General features: G+C 65.1%; 14 protein-coding genes. 11 read left to right on the top strand and 3 right to left on the bottom strand.

The features are described from left to right. Nucleotides 1-40: 40 nt before the first annotated feature. Nucleotides 41-1,045, top strand: a complete 1,005-nt coding sequence (locus JQ592_RS18280) for a LacI family DNA-binding transcriptional regulator (RefSeq protein ID WP_349630470.1) — start codon at nucleotides 41-43, stop codon at nucleotides 1,043-1,045. Here the strand turns inward: JQ592_RS18280 and JQ592_RS18275 are convergent. Beyond that, nucleotides 1,011-1,475 (bottom strand): DUF2809 domain-containing protein, encoded by a 465-nt coding sequence (locus JQ592_RS18275; protein WP_211404429.1) that lies wholly within the window; start codon nucleotides 1,473-1,475, stop codon nucleotides 1,011-1,013. The two genes, JQ592_RS18280 and JQ592_RS18275, sit on opposite strands and share 35 nt — an antisense overlap. A gap of 79 nt (nucleotides 1,476-1,554) precedes the next feature. Between JQ592_RS18275 and JQ592_RS18270 the strand changes: the two genes are divergently transcribed. Further along, entirely contained in the window at nucleotides 1,555-2,886 is a 1,332-nt protein-coding gene (locus JQ592_RS18270) for an MFS transporter (protein ID WP_211404205.1), read from the top strand. A gap of 14 nt (nucleotides 2,887-2,900) precedes the next feature. Here the strand turns inward: JQ592_RS18270 and JQ592_RS18265 are convergent, their stop codons facing one another. Together JQ592_RS18265 and JQ592_RS18260 are read right to left on the bottom strand one after the other, a co-directional pair. After that, nucleotides 2,901-3,254 carry a type II toxin-antitoxin system PemK/MazF family toxin gene (locus JQ592_RS18265; RefSeq protein WP_211404428.1) on the bottom strand — a complete coding sequence of 118 codons (354 nt, stop codon included), beginning with the start codon at nucleotides 3,252-3,254 and terminating at the stop codon, nucleotides 2,901-2,903. Between the two features lie 149 nt (nucleotides 3,255-3,403). Then, nucleotides 3,404-3,631: an antitoxin MazE family protein gene (locus tag JQ592_RS18260; RefSeq protein ID WP_211404204.1), complete on the bottom strand. Its 228-nt coding sequence runs from the start codon at nucleotides 3,629-3,631 to the stop codon at nucleotides 3,404-3,406. A 181-nt stretch (nucleotides 3,632-3,812) separates the two neighbouring features. On the opposite strand from JQ592_RS18260, the gene JQ592_RS18255 reads away from it, so the two are divergent. The 9 genes from JQ592_RS18255 (at nucleotide 3,813) to JQ592_RS18215 (ending at nucleotide 16,505) form a co-directional block, all read left to right on the top strand. Next, nucleotides 3,813-4,919: an efflux RND transporter periplasmic adaptor subunit gene (locus tag JQ592_RS18255; RefSeq protein WP_211404203.1), complete on the top strand. Its 1,107-nt coding sequence runs from the start codon at nucleotides 3,813-3,815 to the stop codon at nucleotides 4,917-4,919. Between the two features lie 261 nt (nucleotides 4,920-5,180). Then, entirely contained in the window at nucleotides 5,181-8,318 is a 3,138-nt protein-coding gene (locus JQ592_RS18250) for an efflux RND transporter permease subunit (RefSeq protein WP_211404202.1), read from the top strand. Nucleotides 8,319-8,352: 34 nt separating this feature from the next. Further along, complete coding sequence (locus JQ592_RS18245; RefSeq protein WP_211404201.1) at nucleotides 8,353-8,952, top strand: TetR/AcrR family transcriptional regulator; 600 nt, start codon at nucleotides 8,353-8,355, stop codon at nucleotides 8,950-8,952. Between the two features lie 142 nt (nucleotides 8,953-9,094). Further along, nucleotides 9,095-9,718, top strand: a complete 624-nt coding sequence (locus tag JQ592_RS18240) for a flavin reductase family protein (protein WP_211404200.1) — start codon at nucleotides 9,095-9,097, stop codon at nucleotides 9,716-9,718. Nucleotides 9,719-10,009: 291 nt separating this feature from the next. Beyond that, entirely contained in the window at nucleotides 10,010-12,277 is a 2,268-nt protein-coding gene (locus tag JQ592_RS18235) for an acyl-CoA dehydrogenase (protein ID WP_211404199.1), read from the top strand. Further along, nucleotides 12,277-13,560, top strand: coding sequence for an acetyl-CoA C-acetyltransferase (locus tag JQ592_RS18230; RefSeq protein WP_211404198.1), 1,284 nt, complete (start codon nucleotides 12,277-12,279; stop codon nucleotides 13,558-13,560). The genes JQ592_RS18235 and JQ592_RS18230 overlap by 1 nt, the downstream gene beginning before the upstream one ends. A 2-nt stretch (nucleotides 13,561-13,562) precedes the next feature. Continuing rightward, entirely contained in the window at nucleotides 13,563-15,659 is a 2,097-nt protein-coding gene (locus tag JQ592_RS18225) for a 3-hydroxyacyl-CoA dehydrogenase NAD-binding domain-containing protein (RefSeq protein WP_211404197.1), read from the top strand. Nucleotides 15,660-15,680: 21 nt separating this feature from the next. Beyond that, entirely contained in the window at nucleotides 15,681-16,091 is a 411-nt protein-coding gene (locus JQ592_RS18220) for an acyl-CoA thioesterase (protein ID WP_211404196.1), read from the top strand. A 222-nt stretch (nucleotides 16,092-16,313) separates the two neighbouring features. Next, nucleotides 16,314-16,505, top strand: a complete 192-nt coding sequence (locus tag JQ592_RS18215) for a hypothetical protein (RefSeq protein WP_197963553.1) — start codon at nucleotides 16,314-16,316, stop codon at nucleotides 16,503-16,505. The last annotated feature ends 307 nt before the right edge of the window (nucleotides 16,506-16,812 follow it).

Below are 16,812 nucleotides of genomic sequence, written 5' to 3'. Positions count from 1 at the left end.
TAAAGTAGGCATGCCGGCACACGCCCATCGATCGCAAACCGTGAAGGTCAAGGACGTCGCCCGGGAGGCTGGCGTTGCGGTCGGCACGGTATCCCGCGTGCTGAATGATCATCCTGCGGTGACCAAGGAGCTGCGCGAGCGCGTCGAAAAGGCGATGGCGCATCTTGGCTACGAGGTCGATGTCACGGCTCAGAGCATGCGCGCGGGCCGGTCGCGGCTCGTGGCTTGCGCCATCCGCGATTTCGACATCCCGCGCTTTGCCCTGTTCATCAAGGAGGCCGAGGCGGTCTTGCGCGAGGCCGGGTACACTTTGCTGCTGGCGAGCACGACCAACCGGCCCGACGTCGAGATCGCCTTGCTGCGTGCCTTCCGCAGGCGCCGGGTGGACGGCGTGATGATGACGCTGAGTGATGAGCAGCACCGGGACGTGCGCGCGGCGCTGTCGGAGGCGACGATGCCGGTGCTTCTCATCGACCGCGATCGCATCGAGGCGCTCGATCGCGTCACGGCCGATCATCGCGAGGGCGCCCGTCTGGCGACGAGCCACCTGCTCGGTCTCGGGCACCGGCGGATCGCCATGCTGGTCGGCGACCTCAAGGCCTTTCCGTCGCGAAGCCGCCTCGAAGGATTTCGCGCGGCGTATGCGGCGGCGGGCATCGCGCCGGACCCGAGGCTGTTGCGAGACGATGTGCTCTCGAGCGAAGACGCCTATCGGGCAACAAGCTCGCTCATGAGCCTCGCGGAGCCTCCCACAGCGCTCTTCGTGGCGGCGATGGACATGCTCGGCGGCTGCCTGCGCGCGCTGCGGACGATGGGCCTTGCCGTCGGCGACGGGATTTCGGTCGTGGCCGGCAGCGATTCCGACCTCGCCGAATTGTACTGGCCACCGATCACGGCAATCGCGTGGGATCTCGCGGCCATGGGCCGCCACGCTGCGACCATGCTGTTGGAGCGGATGCGCGGCGACGAGATTGAGCGCGGCCGCGGTCTCACCGTGCCGACGGAGCTGATCATTCGCGGGTCGAGCCGGCCGTTTGCGAATTGAGCGTGCTCACCCTGTGCATGTCGGCCAGACGGTCCAGCCCAACGCCGATGACGATCCCGACCGCATAGGCCAGCAGATTCCACAGCGAAAAGATGCGGCCAAGCAGCAGCGCGCCGGCCGTCGTCAGCCGGAACGCATCGAGCCACGGCACATGCACCAGCCGAGAGAATTCCACGACGACCGCGATCACCGCCGCGATGGCTGCGATCTGCGTCCGCGTCCTCCGTGGCAGCAATACCCCGACCAGCAAGAACACCATCGTGGCCCACAGCAGTGAGCCGCCGTACTTCACCACAAAGGCAGGTAACCCGAGCGGAAAGCCGTACCAGCGCAGGGACAGCCCGCAGGCAATCACGACCAGCGCGAGGACGGCGCGGACCAGCGATGTCCGTAGCGGCGCAACAAGTTTATCCGGCTGCGTCCCGTGCATTGCTTGTTCCATTGACTCTTCGCCCGCGATGCTCAAAACCCCGGATCAGCTCACAAAAGCAACAACCCGGGGGGAAGCCATGAGCCAGACCACGACCTATGCCGGTTCCGCCGGCGCCGCCAAGAGCGAAATCGAGACGTCGACCATCCGCGCCATCTCCTGGCGCCTGATCCCGTTCCTGGTGCTGGCCTATTTCTTCTCCTATCTCGACCGCGTCAATCTCGGCTTCGCCGCGCTGACCATGAACGCCGAGCTGAAGTTCACCCCGCTGATCTTCTCCTGGGGCGCCGGCATCTTCTTCATCGGCTATTTCATCTTCGAGGTGCCGAGCAATTTGGCGCTGGAGAAGTTCGGCGCCAGCCGCTGGATCGCCCGCATCATGGTGACCTGGGGCATCATCTCGGCGCTGATGGCGACGGTCAGCGGCGTGACGAGCTTCTACGTCCTGCGCTTCCTGCTCGGCGTCGCAGAGGCCGGCTTCTTCCCCGGCATCATCCTCTATCTCACCTATTGGTATCCGGCCGAATATCGCGCCCGCTTCCTCGCGGCCTTCGCCATCGCGGTGCCAGTCTCGACCGTGATCGGCGCGCCGATCTCCGGCCTCTTGCTCGGGCTCGACGGCATGATGGGGCTGAGGGGCTGGCAGTGGCTGTTCATCATCGAGGGCATCCCCTCAGTGCTGCTCGGCATCGTCACCTGGTTCTATCTCACCGACAAGCCGGAGAAGGCGGACTGGCTCTCGGCCGAGCAGAAGGCCTGGCTCAAGGCAAAGCTCGATTCCGAAATCGCGGCCAAGCAGGCGGTGAAGCATTTCTCGCTCGGCGAGGCGCTGTCCTCGCCCAAGGTGATCGCGCTCAGCCTGATCTATTTCGGCTTCGTCGGCGCGCTCTACGGCATGCAGTTCTGGCTGCCGCAGATCGTCAAGGCGTTCGGCCTCACCAACGCGCAGACCGGCTTCGTCACCGCTATCCCTTATCTGTTCGGCACCATCGCCATGATCCTGTGGGCGCGGCATTCCGATGCGACGCGCGAGCGCGTGATGCATGTCGGCGCGCCGCTGCTGCTCACGGCGGTCGCGCTCGGCATCTCCTCCTATCTCACTGATCCTACGGCGACGATGGTGGCGCTGACGGTCGCCGCAATCGGCGTGTTCTGCTGCTTCGGCGTGTTCTGGACCCTGCCGACCGCCTGGCTCTCCGGCACGGCCGCCGCCGGCGCCATCGCGCTGATCAACTCGATCGGCAACCTCGCCGGCTTCGGCGGCCCGTATTTGATCGGCTGGGTCAAGGAAGCGACGGGGCAGACCTCGACCGGTCTGCTCGTCCTCGCCGTCCTTCCGCTGCTCGCCGGCATCCTGGTGTTTGTGGGTGGCCACGACACCAAGCACGAGTTCGCCGGACAGGGGCGGTGAGGGCGTGGCTACGGCTAATCCGCGCCCAGGCTTCTCTGCGAGCCGGCCAATCCGAGGAAAACCAGCATAGCGCGGTTGAGACGCAAGACGTCGTCATCTTCTAGGCGTCCCACCAGCGTTCCCAACTTGGCTTTCGACACTGTGGTAATCTTGTCGACCATCAGCCGGGACGGCACTCGAAGGCCGTTGCGTTCGTTCGGCTCGATCTGCAATCGGAAAAGGGGGGCTTCCGTTTCATTGGTTGTCAACGGGCAGACCGTGATCGAGTCTGTGGCATCAAAATTGTCGTCCTGCACGATGACAGTCGGGCGTGGCTTTCCCGTGTAGTCATTTCCACCGGCTACAGTCCAGACTTCGCCACGTTCAATTCGTTGACGAAGGGCCATACTAGACGTGCTCCATTGCTGGGTGATCCATCGCGGATAGGTCACAATGGACGCGAGCGTATGTTGGGCTGGATACGAAAGTGTTCCGGACGAGAGGCTGCTGCTGACTAACTCCGTGATCGATTCACAGGTCATTCTGGCTCGTTAGGCCAATCGGAGATGGCATCGACGAAAGCTTGGTCTTCGGACGCACGTGGACTCGCAGCGACCGCCAGCGATTGCCGATGCGCTTCTGACTTGAACAGCGGCGAGCGGATATCCGGCACCCAGATCTGGATCGGACGCAGCCCCTGTGCACGCAATCGATCGCGGTGGGCCTGCACCTTCAGACGAGACGACTTGGGCTTTGAAGGGCTCATGGGGTAATTCCCTCTGGTTACATGTAACCTACCAATAAGCTTCGCAAATTTCCAGCGGTGCATATGGCTTCCAATCCTTACCACCTCTTAACGATCACGCTTTCCTGATGACTGACGATTATTGACTTTTATCAGTGATTAGTCGACATTCCTCTCATTGCAGCCGCAGGAGTGTCCTCCGATGTTCGTTCGGTCCGTTTTGTCCAGCTATTCCAAGCTTTTGGCGGGTGTGTCGCTGGCCCTGATGGCCGCCACCCTGGCCGGGTGCAATGATACCGTCGCCGAGAAGGCCGAGCCGCCGCGGCCGGTTCTGGTGGCGACCGCCCATTATGATGCCGAGACCCCGGAGCGCAGCTTCGTCGGCACCGTCCGACCCCGGATCGAGAGTGACCTGGGCTTCCGCGTCGCCGGCAAGGTCGCCAAGCGCCTGGTGGAAGTCGGCCAGACCGTCGAAATCGGCCAGCCGCTGGCCACCCTCGACGAGGTCGATCTGAAGCTCCAGGCCGAGCAGGCCCTGGCCGAGCAGACCGCCGCGACCGGCGTGCTGGCCCAGGCCGCCGCCGCCGAGCAGCGTGCCAAGGATCTGAAGGCCAAGGGCTGGACCACCGACGCGCAGATGGATTCAAGCCGGGCTTCCGCCGACGAGGCCCGCGCCCGCCTGAACCGCGCCGAGCGCGCGCTCGAACTGAGCAAGAATTCCCTTTCCTACGCGACGCTTGTTGCCGACGCCCGTGGCGTCGTCACCGCAACGCTGATCGAGCCCGGCCAGGTGGTCGCCGCGGGCCAGGCTTCGATCCGTGTCGCCCGCTTTGCCGAGAAGGAAGCGGTCGTCGCGATCCCTGAGACGCTGGTTGGACGCGCCAAGTCGGGCGTCGCCAGCGTCACTCTTTGGTCGGAGCCGGACAAGAAGTACGCAGCGAAGCTGCGCGAGATCGCCCCGGCGGCCGATCCGGCCACCCGTACCTATCTTGCAAAGTTCTCGCTGCCCGAGGCCGACGACAAGGTCGCGCTCGGCATGACCGCGACGCTGACGCTGTCGGATGCCGCCACCGAGCGCGTCGCGCGGCTGCCGCTCTCGGCGCTGTTCAACGAAGGCGGCAAGCCTTCTTTCTACGTCGTCGACGACAACGGCGGCGTCACGCTCAAGCCGGTGACGGTGAAATCCTACGAGAGCAACGACGTCGTCATCACAGGCGGTGTCGACGAGGGCGCCAAGATCGTCGCCCTCGGCGTGCAGAAGCTCGATCCGGGCCAGCGGGTGCGGGTCGTGTCGTCATTGAGTTTCTAGCTACCGTCATTCCGGGGCACGCGCAGCGTGAACCCGGAATCTCGAGATTCCGGGTCTGGTCCTTCGGACCATCCCGGAATGACAAGCAAATAGAGTTACGTCGTGTGAGGTGAGTTTCGGCCTTTGTCCCTAAGCAAAGGCTGAAGCGGCGAAGCGATCCAGAATCTGCCCAGCCCCCTGGATTGCTTCGCTGCCTCGCGACGACGGTTTGAACAGAGCGGCTGTCGTTGTTTGCAACTGGATCGTCTTTCGGAGAGTGCGATGAAGCGCTTCAACCTTTCGGCCTGGGCCGTCAGCCATCCGACGCTGGTTCTCTTCCTGATGCTCGTGCTCGGCGTCGCCGGCTTCTTCTCCTATGAGAAGCTCGGCCGCGCCGAGGATCCGTTCTTCACGGTGAAGGTGGTCAACGTTTCCGTGATCTGGCCCGGCGCGACCGCGCAGGAGATGCAGACCCAGGTCGCCGATCCCATCGAGAAGAAGATCCAGGAACTGCCCTATTTCGAGAAGGTGCAGACCTATTCCAAGCCCGCCTTCACCGCGCTCCAGGTCACCTTCCGCGACAACACGCCGCCGAAGGATGTGCCCTACCTCTTCTATCTGCTGCGCAAGAAGCTGGTCGACGTGCAGGGCCAGCTGCCCTCAGGCATTCTCGGGCCCGTGGTCAACGACGAGTTCTCCGACGTCGATTCCATCCTCTACATGATGACCGGCGACGGCGCCGATTACGCCCAGCTCAAGAAGGTCTCCGAAGGTTTTCGCCAGCGCCTGCTCAAGGTGCCCGGCGTCACCAAGGTCGACGTCTACGGCAACCAGGATGAGCGCATCTTCGTCGAGTTCAGCCACGCCAAGCTCGCCACCCTCGGCATCACGCCGCAGGCGCTGTTCGATTCGCTCGCCAAGCAGAACAACGTAACTCCGGCCGGCACGGTCGAGACCTCTTCGCAGCGCGTGCCGCTGCGGGTCACCGGCGCGCTCGACGGCGCCAAGGCTGTCGCCGAGACCCCGGTCGAGAGCAATGGCCGCGTGTTCCGCTTAGGGGATATCGCCACCGTCACCCACGGCTATGTCGATCCGCCGAGCTTCGTCGTCCGCCAGGAAGGCAAGGCTGCGATCGGCATCGGCGTCGTCACCGCCAAGGGCGCCAACATCCTCGAGCTCGGCAAGGAGGTCGAGAAGGCGACGGCCGAGTTCATGAAGGCCGTGCCGCAGGGCATCGACGTCAAGCTGATCGCCGACCAGCCCAAGGTGGTCGAGCACGCCGTCGGCGAGTTCGTGCACTCCTTCATGGAAGCGCTCGTGATCGTGCTGTTCGTCTCGTTCCTGGCGCTCGGCTGGCGCACCGGCATCGTGGTCGCGCTGTCGGTGCCCCTGGTGCTCGGCATCGTCTTCATCGTCATGAACACGATGTCGCTCGACCTGCACCGCATCACGCTCGGCGCGCTGATCATCGCGCTCGGCCTGCTCGTCGACGACGCCATCATCGCGGTCGAGATGATGGTGGTGAAGATGGAGCAGGGCTGGGACCGCATGCGCGCGGCGTCCTTTGCCTGGGAATCAACTGCGTTTCCGATGCTCACGGGAACGCTGGTCACGGCCGCTGGCTTCCTCCCCATCGGCTTTGCCAGTTCGGCGGTCGGCGAATATGCCGGCAGCATCTTCTGGATCGTGGCGATTGCGCTGGTCGCCTCCTGGTTCGTCGCGGTGATCTTCACGCCCTATATCGGCGTCAAGCTGCTGCCCGAGATGAAGGCGCACCACAACCACGATCCGCACGCAGTCTACGAGACCCGCATGTACCGGGGCCTGCGCGCCATCGTGCAATGGTGCGTCAACCACCGCATCACCGTGGTGGTCGCGACCGTCGGTGTCTTCATTGCCTCGATCGTCGGCTTCGGCCATGTCCAGCAGCAGTTTTTCCCGCTGTCGGAGCGGCCCGAGCTGTTCCTGCAGCTGCGCCTGCCCGAGGGCACTGCCTTCAACGTCACCGAGAAGGCCGTGAAGAAGGCCGAGACCCTGCTCAAGGACGACAAGGACATCGAGACCTATACGTCCTATGTCGGCCAGGGCTCGCCGCGCTTCTGGCTCGGCCTCAACCCGCAGCTGCCGAACGAGGCCTTTGCCGAGGTCGTCATCGTCGCCAAGGGCGTCGAGGCGCGCGAGCGCATCAAGGCCAAGATCGAGAACGCGGCGGCCGACGGCTTCCTGTCCGAGGCGCGCGTGCGCGTCGACCGCTTCAACTTCGGCCCGCCGGTTGGCTTCCCCGTCCAGTTCCGCGTGATCGGGCCCGACGCCAACAAGGTGCGCGAGATCGCCTACCAGGTCCGCGACGTCATGCGCCAGAACAAGAGCGTCAAGGACGTCCAGCTCGACTGGAACGAGCAGTCACCCTACCTGAAGCTCGTCGTCGACCAGGATCGCGCCCGCGCCATGGGCCTGACCCCGCAGGACGTCTCGCAGGCGCTCGCGATGCTGATCTCGGGCTCGCAGGTCACCACCGTGCGCGACGGCATCGAGAAGGTCGGCGTGGTCGCCCGTGCGGTCCCGTCCGAGCGTCTCGACCTCGGCGGCGTCGGCGATCTCACCATCACCTCGCGCAACGGCGTCGCCGTGCCGCTGCAGCAGATCGCCAAGATCGAATATGCCCACGAGGAGCCGATCATGTGGCGGCGTAACCGCGACATGGCGATCACCGTGCGCTCCGACGTCGTCGACGGCGTGCAGGCGCCTGATGTCACCAACCAGATCACGCCGAAGCTGAAGGCGATCAAGGATCATCTCGAGCCGGCCTACCGGATCGAGGCAGGCGGCGCGTTCGAAGAGTCTGCCAAGGGCAATGCCTCGATCTTCATCCTCTTCCCGGTGATGGTCATGGTGATGCTGACTCTGCTGATGATCCAGCTGCAGAGCTTCTCGCGCCTGATCCTGGTGTTCCTGACCGCGCCGCTCGGCATCGTCGGTGCCTCCTTAGGCCTCAACGTCGCCAACGCCCCGTTCGGCTTCGTGGCGCTGCTCGGCCTGATCGCGCTCGCCGGCATGATCATGCGCAACACGGTCATCCTGGTCGACCAGATCGAGACCGACGTCAGCCACGGCCTGACCCGGCGCGAAGCGATCGTGGAGGCAACCGTCCGCCGTGCCCGCCCCGTGGTGCTGACGGCGCTCGCCGCGATCCTGGCCATGATCCCGCTGTCGCGCTCGGCGTTCTGGGGGCCGATGGCGATCACCATCATGGGCGGCCTGTTTGTCGCGACATTCCTGACGCTCCTGTACCTGCCGGGCCTTTATGCCCTGTGGTTCAGGAAGAGCCTGGATGAGGCCGGCACCCCCGAGCAGCCTGCCGCGCCGCAGCATGAGAGCGATGACCAGCATGCAATTCCGCTTGCTGAAGCGGCTGAATAAGTGAGAAGTAGTGCTGATTGACGAGTCCTGACAGATGACACTGGTTGCGGAACATATCGAAGGCGACACCCGGGATCGTATCCTCGAGGTGGCCGAGCGGCTGTTCCGGCAGATCGGCTATCAGAAGACCACGGTCGGTGACATCGCCAAGGAGCTCAGGATGAGCCCCGCCAACGTCTATCGCTTCTTCGAATCGAAGAAGGCGATTCACCAGGCGGTGGCCCGTTCGCTGATGGGCGAGGTCGAGCTGGAGGCGCAGCGGATCGTGACCGGGCCCGGTCCGGTGCTCCCGCGCTTCCGCGAGCTGCTCACCACCATCCATCGCATGAACACCGAGCGCTATGTCGGCGATAACAAGCTGCACGAGATGGTCGCGATCGCGATGGAGGAGGACTGGGACGTCTGCGTCGCCCACATGGAGTGCATTGCCGGGGTGATCGGCCAGATGATTGCCCAGGGGGTGGCCTCCGGCGAGTTCGAGGCGCCCGACCTGCAGCTGGCCTCGCTGTGCGCCTGCACCGCGATGATCCGCTTCTTCCACCCCCAGATGATCGCCCAGTGCGCCACCAAGCCGGGCCCGACCATCGACCAGATGATCGATTTCGTCATCGCGGGTCTGTCCCCGCGCCACTGACGGGTGGACGGGTTTCCCCCTATAAGCAGGCCGACGTAGCCCGGATGGAGCGAAGCGCAATCCGGGATCTTTGGGCGTTGCGCTTGCGGTCCCGGATTACGCTTCGCTCCATCCGGGCTACCAGGATCAGGAAAGACCCGCGGTGACCGATAAAGACCTCTACTTCTACGAGCCCTCCAAGGGCCACGGCCTCAAGCACGATCCCTTCAACGCCATCATCGCGCCGCGCCCCATCGGCTGGATCTCCTCCCGTGACACCAGGGGCCACGTCAACCTTGCGCCCTACAGCTTCTTCAACGCGTTCTGCTACGTGCCGCCGATCATCGGCTTCTCCTCCACCAACTGGAAGGACACGGTCGAGAACATCCAGCAGACCGGCGAGTTCGTCTGGAATCTCGCCACCATGGACCTCGCCAAGCACATGAACGCGACCGCCGCGCATGTCGCGCCAGAGGTCGACGAGTTCGAGGTCGCGGGCCTGACCGCCGTGCCCGGCAGGCTCGTCAACGTGCCGCGCGTCGGAGAGAGCCCCGTCGCCTTCGAATGCAAGGTGTCCGACATCGTTCGCCTCAAGGGCGCCAACGGTAAGGAGGCCGACGCCTGGCTGACGCTCGGCGAGGTGGTCGCCGTCCACATCGACAAGGCCATGATCAAGGACGGCGTCTATCAGACCGCCGCCGCCCGCCCCATCGTTCGCGCCGGCCGCCGCGGCGATTATTTCGAGATCAAGCCGGAAAACATGTTCGAGATGGTCCGGCCGGATTGATCCGGTCGCTCCCGTAGCCCGGATGGAGCGCAGCGCAATCCGGGAAAGTCCATCCGCGACGCGAGAATCCCGGATTACGCGGAGCCTGTCATCGGGCGGCGCTTCGCGCCGACCCGTTGGCTCCATCCGGGCTACTGCTCCCCTTCCGGAACTGCCCCACGCCCCGGCCGTTATGGCCTGGGCGGCCGCCCGGCCGCGTCAAATCGCTTCTTTTTGCCCGCGAAGTGTTCACGCACCCCGGCCACTTTCCGCTAAAATGCCCTGTCACCGCGCCGATGCATGAGGTCCGCCATGAGCTTCCGCCGCGACACCATCACAAAGCCGATCTTCTCCTGGGCACGCGGCGTGCTGCCGGCGATGTCCGACACCGAGCGCGAGGCGCTGGAGGCGGGCGATGTCTGGTGGGATGCCGATCTCTTCACCGGCGATCCCGACTGGTCGAAATTGCTGAAAATCGCGCCAGCCAGATTGACCGACGAGGAGCAGGCCTTCCTGAGCGGCCCTGTCGACGAGCTCTGCGCCATGCTCGACGAGTGGAAAATCTTCTGGGAGTGGCGCGACCTGCCGCAGGACGTCTGGCACTTCGTCAAGCGCGAAAAGTTCTTCGGCATGATCATCCCGAAGGAGTTCGGCGGCCTCGGTTTCTCGCCCTACGCGCATTCGGAAGTCGTGCGCAAGATCTCGACCCGCTCGATTGCGGCCGCCGTCACCGTGATGGTGCCGAACTCGCTCGGGCCCGGCGAGCTCTTGATGCGCTTCGGCACCAGGGAACAGCAGGAGCGCTGGCTGCCGCGGCTCGCAGATGGCCGCGACATTCCCTGCTTCGGCCTCACCAGCCCCGAGGCCGGCTCCGATGCCGCCTCGATGGTCGACACCGGCATCATCTGCAAGGGCAACTTCGAAGGCCGCGAGGTCACAGGCCTCAGGCTCAACTGGCACAAGCGCTACATCACGCTTGGCCCCGTCGCGACGCTGCTCGGCCTCGCCTTCAAGGCCTATGACCCCGATCATCTCGTAGGCTCCCAGGAAGAGCTCGGCATCACCGTGGCGCTGATCCCGACGAATTTGCCTGGCGTCGAGATCGGCCAGCGCCATCTGCCTTCGATGCAGGTGTTCCAGAACGGCCCGAACTGGGGCCGCGACGTCTTCATTCCGCTCGACTACGTCATCGGCGGCAAGGAGCGCCTCGGCCAGGGCTGGAAGATGCTGATGACCGCGCTCGCAGCTGGCCGCGGCATCTCGCTGCCGTCGCTGTCGGCGGCAGGTGCTGCCTATGCCGCGCGCACCACCGGTGCCTATGCCCGCATCCGCGAGCAGTTCGGCATCTCCATCTCCAAGTTCGAGGGCGTCGAGGAGCCGCTCGCGCGCATCGTCGCCACCGCCTATCAGCTCGACGCGGCACGCCGGCTGACCTGCGCGGCGCTGAATGCCGGCATTCATCCTGCTGTCATCTCCGGCATCATGAAGCTGCACGCGACCGAGCGGATGCGCACCGCCGTCGACGACGCCATGGACATCCATGGCGGCAAGGCCGTGATCGACGGTCCGCAAAACTATCTCGGCAATTTGCATCGCGCCGTCCCCGTCGGTATCACTGTCGAGGGCGCCAACATCCTGACCCGCAACCTCATCGTGTTCGGGCAGGGTGCGATCCGCGCGCATCCCTATCTGCTCGACGAGATGAATGCGCTTGCCGACGCCGATCGCGAGCGCGGGCTCACCGCGTTCGACGCGGCGTTCTGGAAACATGTCGGCCACAGTTTTCAGACGCTGTTCCGCGCCTTCGGCCGGAGCTGGACCTTTGGCGCTTTTGCGATGGCGCCGGATGCGGGCGATGCCACGCCATTCTATCGCCAGCTCTCCCGCTATTCGGCGGCCTTCGCGCTCTGCGCCGACATGGCGCTGCTGACGCTCGGCGGCGCGCTCAAGCGCAAGGAAATGCTGTCGGCACGCTTCGGCGACATCCTCTCCGAACTGTATCTGCTCTCGGCCGTCTTGAAGCGCTGGCAGGACGAGGGCCGGCAGAAGGAGGACTTCGCCGCGCTGGAATGGTGCATGGCGACCGGCTTCAAGACCATCGAGAACCGGCTTGCCGAAATCCTCGCCAACCTGCCCAACCGCCTCATTGCCGGCTTCCTCAAGCTCGTGGTCCAGCCCTTCGGCGCCCGCGTGCTCGGCCCGTCCGATCGCGTCGTGCACCAATGCGCAGGCCTCGTGCTGGAGCCGTCGGCGGCGCGCGAGCGCCTCACGCCGGATCTCGCTCATGTCGACGACGACGGCGGCTTTGCCCGGCTGGAGCGCGCGTTCAAGCTGGTGGCAGGGACCGATGCGATCGCCAAGCGCCTGCGCGCCGCGCACATCCGCGACTGGAAGGACGCGGTCACCAAGGGCGTGATCACGCAGGCCGAGGGCGAGCAGCTTGCCGCGGCTCACGAAGCCGTCACAAAAGTCATCGAAGTCGACGATTTTGCGCCGGAGGCGTTGTCGCCGATTTACAAGAAAACCGCCGACGTGCATCAGTTCTTCCAGGAACTCGGTGAGCAGAGGGCGGCAAGCTGATGGCACGACCCGTTTTCATCGTCGACGGCAGCCGGACGCCGTTCTTGAAGGCACGTTCGGGGCCGGGGCCGTTCACGCCCGTCGATCTCGCCGTGCAATGCGGCCGGCCGCTGCTGGCGCGGCAGCCGTTTTCGCCTGACGATTTCGACCAGGTCATCCTCGGCTGCGTCAACGTGATCGCGGACGAGATGAACCCGGCCCGTGTCGCCGCGCTCCGGCTCGGCATGGGCGAGGACATGGTCGCCTTTACCGTGCAGATCAATTGCGGCTCGGGCATGCAGTCGATCGACACCGCCTACCGCTACATCCGCGAAGGCCATGCCGACATGATCCTGGCCGGCGGCACCGAGGCCCTGAGCCACGCGCCGCTGGTCTGGCCGAATTCCGGCGTGCGCTGGTTCGCCGGGCTCGCCACCGCCAAGGGCGTGGCTGCGAAGCTCGCCGCCGCGTTCAAGCTACGCCCGCGCTATCTCAAGCCGATCATCGGCCTCGAGCGCGGGCTGACCGATCCCGTCACCGACCTGAACATGGGCCAGACTGCCGAGGTCGTCGGCCATCTCTTCGGCATCACCCGCGCCCAGTCCGACGCCTATGCCGCCGAGAGCCACCGCCGGCTCGCGCATGCGCAGGCCGAGGGCTTTCTGAAAGATGAGGTCGAGACGGCGTTCTCCCGCGACGGCAAATTCTTCGACCATGACGACGGTGTGCGGCCGGACTCGACGGCCGAGTCTCTCGCGAAACTGAGGCCGGTGTTCGAACGCCCCTGGGGCCAGGTCACCGCCGGTAATTCCTCGCAGATCACCGATGGTGCCTCCTGGGTGATCCTCGCCTCCGACGCGGCTGTAGCCAAGCACAAGCTGGAGCCAAAGGCCGTGATCGTAGACAGCCACTGGGCCGCGCTTGATCCCAGCATCATGGGGCTCGGCCCCGTGATGTCGGCGACGCCGCTGCTGAAGCGCAACGACCTCACCATCAAGGACGTCGAGACCTGGGAGCTGAACGAGGCATTCGCGACGCAGGTGCTCGGCTGCCTCGCCGCCTGGAACGACGACAAGTTCTGCCGCGAGATTCTTGGGCTCGACGGCGCCGCCGGTGAGATCGATCGTGAAAGACTCAATGTCGATGGCGGCGCGATCTCGCTCGGCCATCCCGTCGGCACCTCCGGCAACCGCATCGTGCTGCATCTCGTCAACGCGATGAAGCGGCTCGGCACGCGGCGCGGCATTGCCACCGAATGCATCGGCGGCGGGCTCGGCGGCGCCATGCTGATCGAGGCGGTGTGACCATGGATTCCAAGATCATGACCGCGCTCGGCGATCGCGTGCTGGCGCTGGGGCCTCAGCCTGCGACCGATGGTCCCTACAAGCACTTCAAGCTGACGCGCGATGCCGACGGCGTTGCCTGGCTCCTGTTCGACCGTAACGGCGCCAGCGCCAACACGCTGTCCTCGGACGTGATGGAGGAATTCGACGCCGCGCTCGCGGCGATCGAGACCGAGCGCCCCGCCGGCCTCGTCATCCGCTCCGCAAAGCCGTCCGGCTTCATCGCCGGCGCCGACGTCAACGAATTCCGCGGCGCGGCCGATCCCGAGATGGTGGAAACGCGCATCCGCGCCGCGCATGCGGTGGTCGACCATTTGGAAGCGCTCAAGCTGCCGACGGTCGCGGTTATTCACGGCTTCTGTCTCGGCGGCGGGCTCGAGGTCGCGCTGGCCTGCCAGGCGCGTATCGCCATCGACGGTGCGCGCTTCGGTTTCCCTGAGGTGATGCTGGGCCTGCATCCCGGCCTCGGCGGCACCGCGCGCTTCACCGCGCTGGTCAATCCGACGCAGTCGATGGCGCTGATGCTGACCGGCCGCACCATCGATGCGCGCCGCGCCAAATCGCTCGGCCTCGTCGACACCGTGACGCAGGAGCGCCACGTCCAGGGCGCGGTGAGGGATGCGCTGTTCGGCCGGCTGAAGCGGGCCAAGCCCGGCCTGCTGACGCGCGCGGCCAATCTCGGATCGGTGCGTGGGCTGCTGGCCAAGCGCATGCGCTCGGAGGCGGCGAAAGCTGCGCCCCGCGAGCATTATCCCGCGCCTTACGCGCTGATCGATCTGTGGGAGACCCATGGCGGCAGCAAGACCGCGATGCTGAAGGCAGAGCAGGCGTCATTCGCCAAGCTGATGGTGACGCCGACCGCGCAGAACCTGATCCGCGTCTTCTTCCTGCGCGAGCAGATGAAGAAGGCCGCAGGCTCCGGCAGCACGGTGAAGCATGTCCACGTCATAGGCGCCGGCGCCATGGGCGGCGACATCGCGGCGTGGTGCGCGGGGCAGGGGCTCCGCGTCTCGCTCGCCGACATGAAGCCGGAGCCGATCGCAGGCGCGGTCAAGCGCGCGGCCGAGCTCTACGGCAAGATCATCCGCAAGCCCACGGATGTGCGCGACGCGCTCGATCGCCTGATACCTGATATGGACGGCGAGGGCGTCCGCAACGCCGATCTCATCATCGAGGCGGTGCCGGAAAAGCTCGAGCTGAAACAGAAGGTCTATGCCGGCCTCGAGCCGCGGATGAAGCCGGGCGCGATCCTTGCGACCAATACGTCGAGCATTCCGCTTCAGGATCTGCGCACCACGCTGGCGCGGCCGGAGCGGCTGGTCGGCCTGCATTTCTTCAATCCGGTCTCGCGCCTGCAGCTGGTCGAGGTCGTCAGCCATGACGGCAACGAGCTAGAGGTGCTGAAGGAGGCGCTCGCTTTTGTCGGCGCGATCGATCGCCTGCCGCTCGCCGTGAAGAGCTCGCCCGGCTTCCTCGTCAACCGCGCGCTGACGCCGTACATGCTCGAAGCCATGGTGATGCTGGACGAGAAGACCGACCAGCGCCTGATCGATGCGGCGGCCGAGCAGTTCGGCATGCCGATGGGGCCGATCGAGCTCGCCGACCAGGTTGGCCTCGACATCTGCCTCGACGTCGGCGACATGCTGCGGACCAAGTTCGGCGACCTGCTGCCGCCGACGCCGGCCTGGCTGCGCGAGAAGGTCGCCAAGGGCGAGCTCGGCCGCAAGACCGGCAAGGGCTTTTACACCTGGAAGGACGGCAAGGCGGAGAAGGCGCCGTTGCCGGACACCGGTCCGCGCGTCACCGACCAGATGATCGACCGACTGGTGCTGCCGATGTCCAATGTCTGCGTCGCGGCGCTTCGTGAGGGCATCGTCGACGACGCCGATGCGGTCGACGGCGCCATGATCTTCGGGACCGGCTATGCACCGTTCCGCGGTGGTCCGCTGAATTACGCGCGCACGCGCGGCGTCGAAAACATTGTATCCACCCTGCGGGCCCTGGCGGAGCGATTCGGCGAGCGCTTCGCGCCCGATCCGGGCTGGGACAATTTCAAGTGAGCAATCTCAAGTGAGAGAGGCATGAACGAGCAAGCCAATACCGGACCGAGCGGGGATCTCTGCATCCGCACGCTGGCGATGCCGGCCGATACCAATGCGAACGGCGACATCTTCGGCGGCTGGCTGCTCAGCCAGATGGACGTCGGCGGCGGCGTGTTTGCATCGAAGGTCGCGAAGTCGCGCACGGTCACCGTTGCGATCGAGGCGATGAATTTTCGAAAAGCGGTCTATGTCGGCGATCTCGTCTCCGTCTACGCCAACCTCGTGCGTGTGGGGCGCACGTCCATCACCGTGCATCTGGAAGCGTGGGCTCTGCGTCGCGGGGAGCAGGATCCGTTCCTCGTCACCGACGGCAACTTCACCTACGTCTCGATCGACGAGCACGGCCGCCCGCAGGCGGTTCGTTCGAGCGACACTGTCATCGCGACGTAATCGCGCGCGGCGCTCTGCCCTATCTCACGACGACGTGCGATGTCGCCGAACGCGGCGCGCGCGAGTCATCGCGTCGCGGCTTCGCCAAGAACAAGTCATAAAACGGATGAGGTCCCGGCGTACTCAATTGCGTGTCGATTCGGGGTGGAAAACGGCCGAAAATGCCTAGGAACCTTTGGGTCGGAGTGCCGTTATTTGCCCGCACTGAGGAAGCCACGGACCATGCCGGACAGCTACATCATCGAAGTCGATTCACAGACCGCAGGTATCGTCGTTCGTTCCCAGGGAGGTTACTGCTTCTTCGCTTCATCCCACCGCTTTAACCGCCTCGAAGGCCAGCTCTTCCGCAACGCCCGCGAAGCCGAGCGCGCCGCGCGTAGGCTGTTGAATGGCGATGTGAAGGAGGCGGCGTAAGCGCCCGCCGTGCCGCCGGTGATTTCGACGCGCGAAGCGTGGTCGGAATTTTTTGCCGCCCAGACTGCTGCGGCCTTCTTCCTTCTCCCCTCATGTCCGCCGAAGCCTTGGCGAAGGCGGATGTGGGAGAAGGTGGCGCGAAGCGCCGGATGAGGGGTATCTCTCCAACTCGCAAGATCGTCTGTGAGGATAGATACCCCTCACCCGTCTCGCCGCTATCGCGGCAAGCCACCCTCTCCCCTTGCGGGCTACGACATTCACACTTCTCGGAAGGCTTGTGGCCGGGCTCGGAAGCTGACTCTCTATG

The organism is Bradyrhizobium iriomotense (genome assembly GCF_018129405.1).
GTDB lineage: Bacteria > Pseudomonadota > Alphaproteobacteria > Rhizobiales > Xanthobacteraceae > Bradyrhizobium > Bradyrhizobium iriomotense_B.
Note: the sequence above shows the minus strand (reverse complement) of the source record. Positions and strands in the feature narration are given on the sequence as shown.

What these genes read in the sequence shown, in the direction of transcription:
- JQ592_RS18230 (WP_211404198.1), top strand. Translation starts at nt 12,277, where the DNA reads ATGGCACGACCCGTTTTCATCGTCGACGGCAGCCGGACGCCGTTCTTG.
- JQ592_RS18235 (WP_211404199.1), top strand. Translation starts at nt 10,010, where the DNA reads ATGAGCTTCCGCCGCGACACCATCACAAAGCCGATCTTCTCCTGGGCA.
- JQ592_RS18275 (WP_211404429.1), bottom strand. Translation starts at nt 1,475, where the DNA reads ATGCACGGGACGCAGCCGGATAAACTTGTTGCGCCGCTACGGACATCG.
- JQ592_RS18245 (WP_211404201.1), top strand. Translation starts at nt 8,353, where the DNA reads ATGACACTGGTTGCGGAACATATCGAAGGCGACACCCGGGATCGTATC.
- JQ592_RS18225 (WP_211404197.1), top strand. Translation starts at nt 13,563, where the DNA reads ATGGATTCCAAGATCATGACCGCGCTCGGCGATCGCGTGCTGGCGCTG.
- JQ592_RS18215 (WP_197963553.1), top strand. Translation starts at nt 16,314, where the DNA reads ATGCCGGACAGCTACATCATCGAAGTCGATTCACAGACCGCAGGTATC.
- JQ592_RS18255 (WP_211404203.1), top strand. Translation starts at nt 3,813, where the DNA reads ATGTTCGTTCGGTCCGTTTTGTCCAGCTATTCCAAGCTTTTGGCGGGT.
- JQ592_RS18260 (WP_211404204.1), bottom strand. Translation starts at nt 3,631, where the DNA reads ATGAGCCCTTCAAAGCCCAAGTCGTCTCGTCTGAAGGTGCAGGCCCAC.
- JQ592_RS18270 (WP_211404205.1), top strand. Translation starts at nt 1,555, where the DNA reads ATGAGCCAGACCACGACCTATGCCGGTTCCGCCGGCGCCGCCAAGAGC.
- JQ592_RS18220 (WP_211404196.1), top strand. Translation starts at nt 15,681, where the DNA reads ATGAACGAGCAAGCCAATACCGGACCGAGCGGGGATCTCTGCATCCGC.
- JQ592_RS18250 (WP_211404202.1), top strand. Translation starts at nt 5,181, where the DNA reads ATGAAGCGCTTCAACCTTTCGGCCTGGGCCGTCAGCCATCCGACGCTG.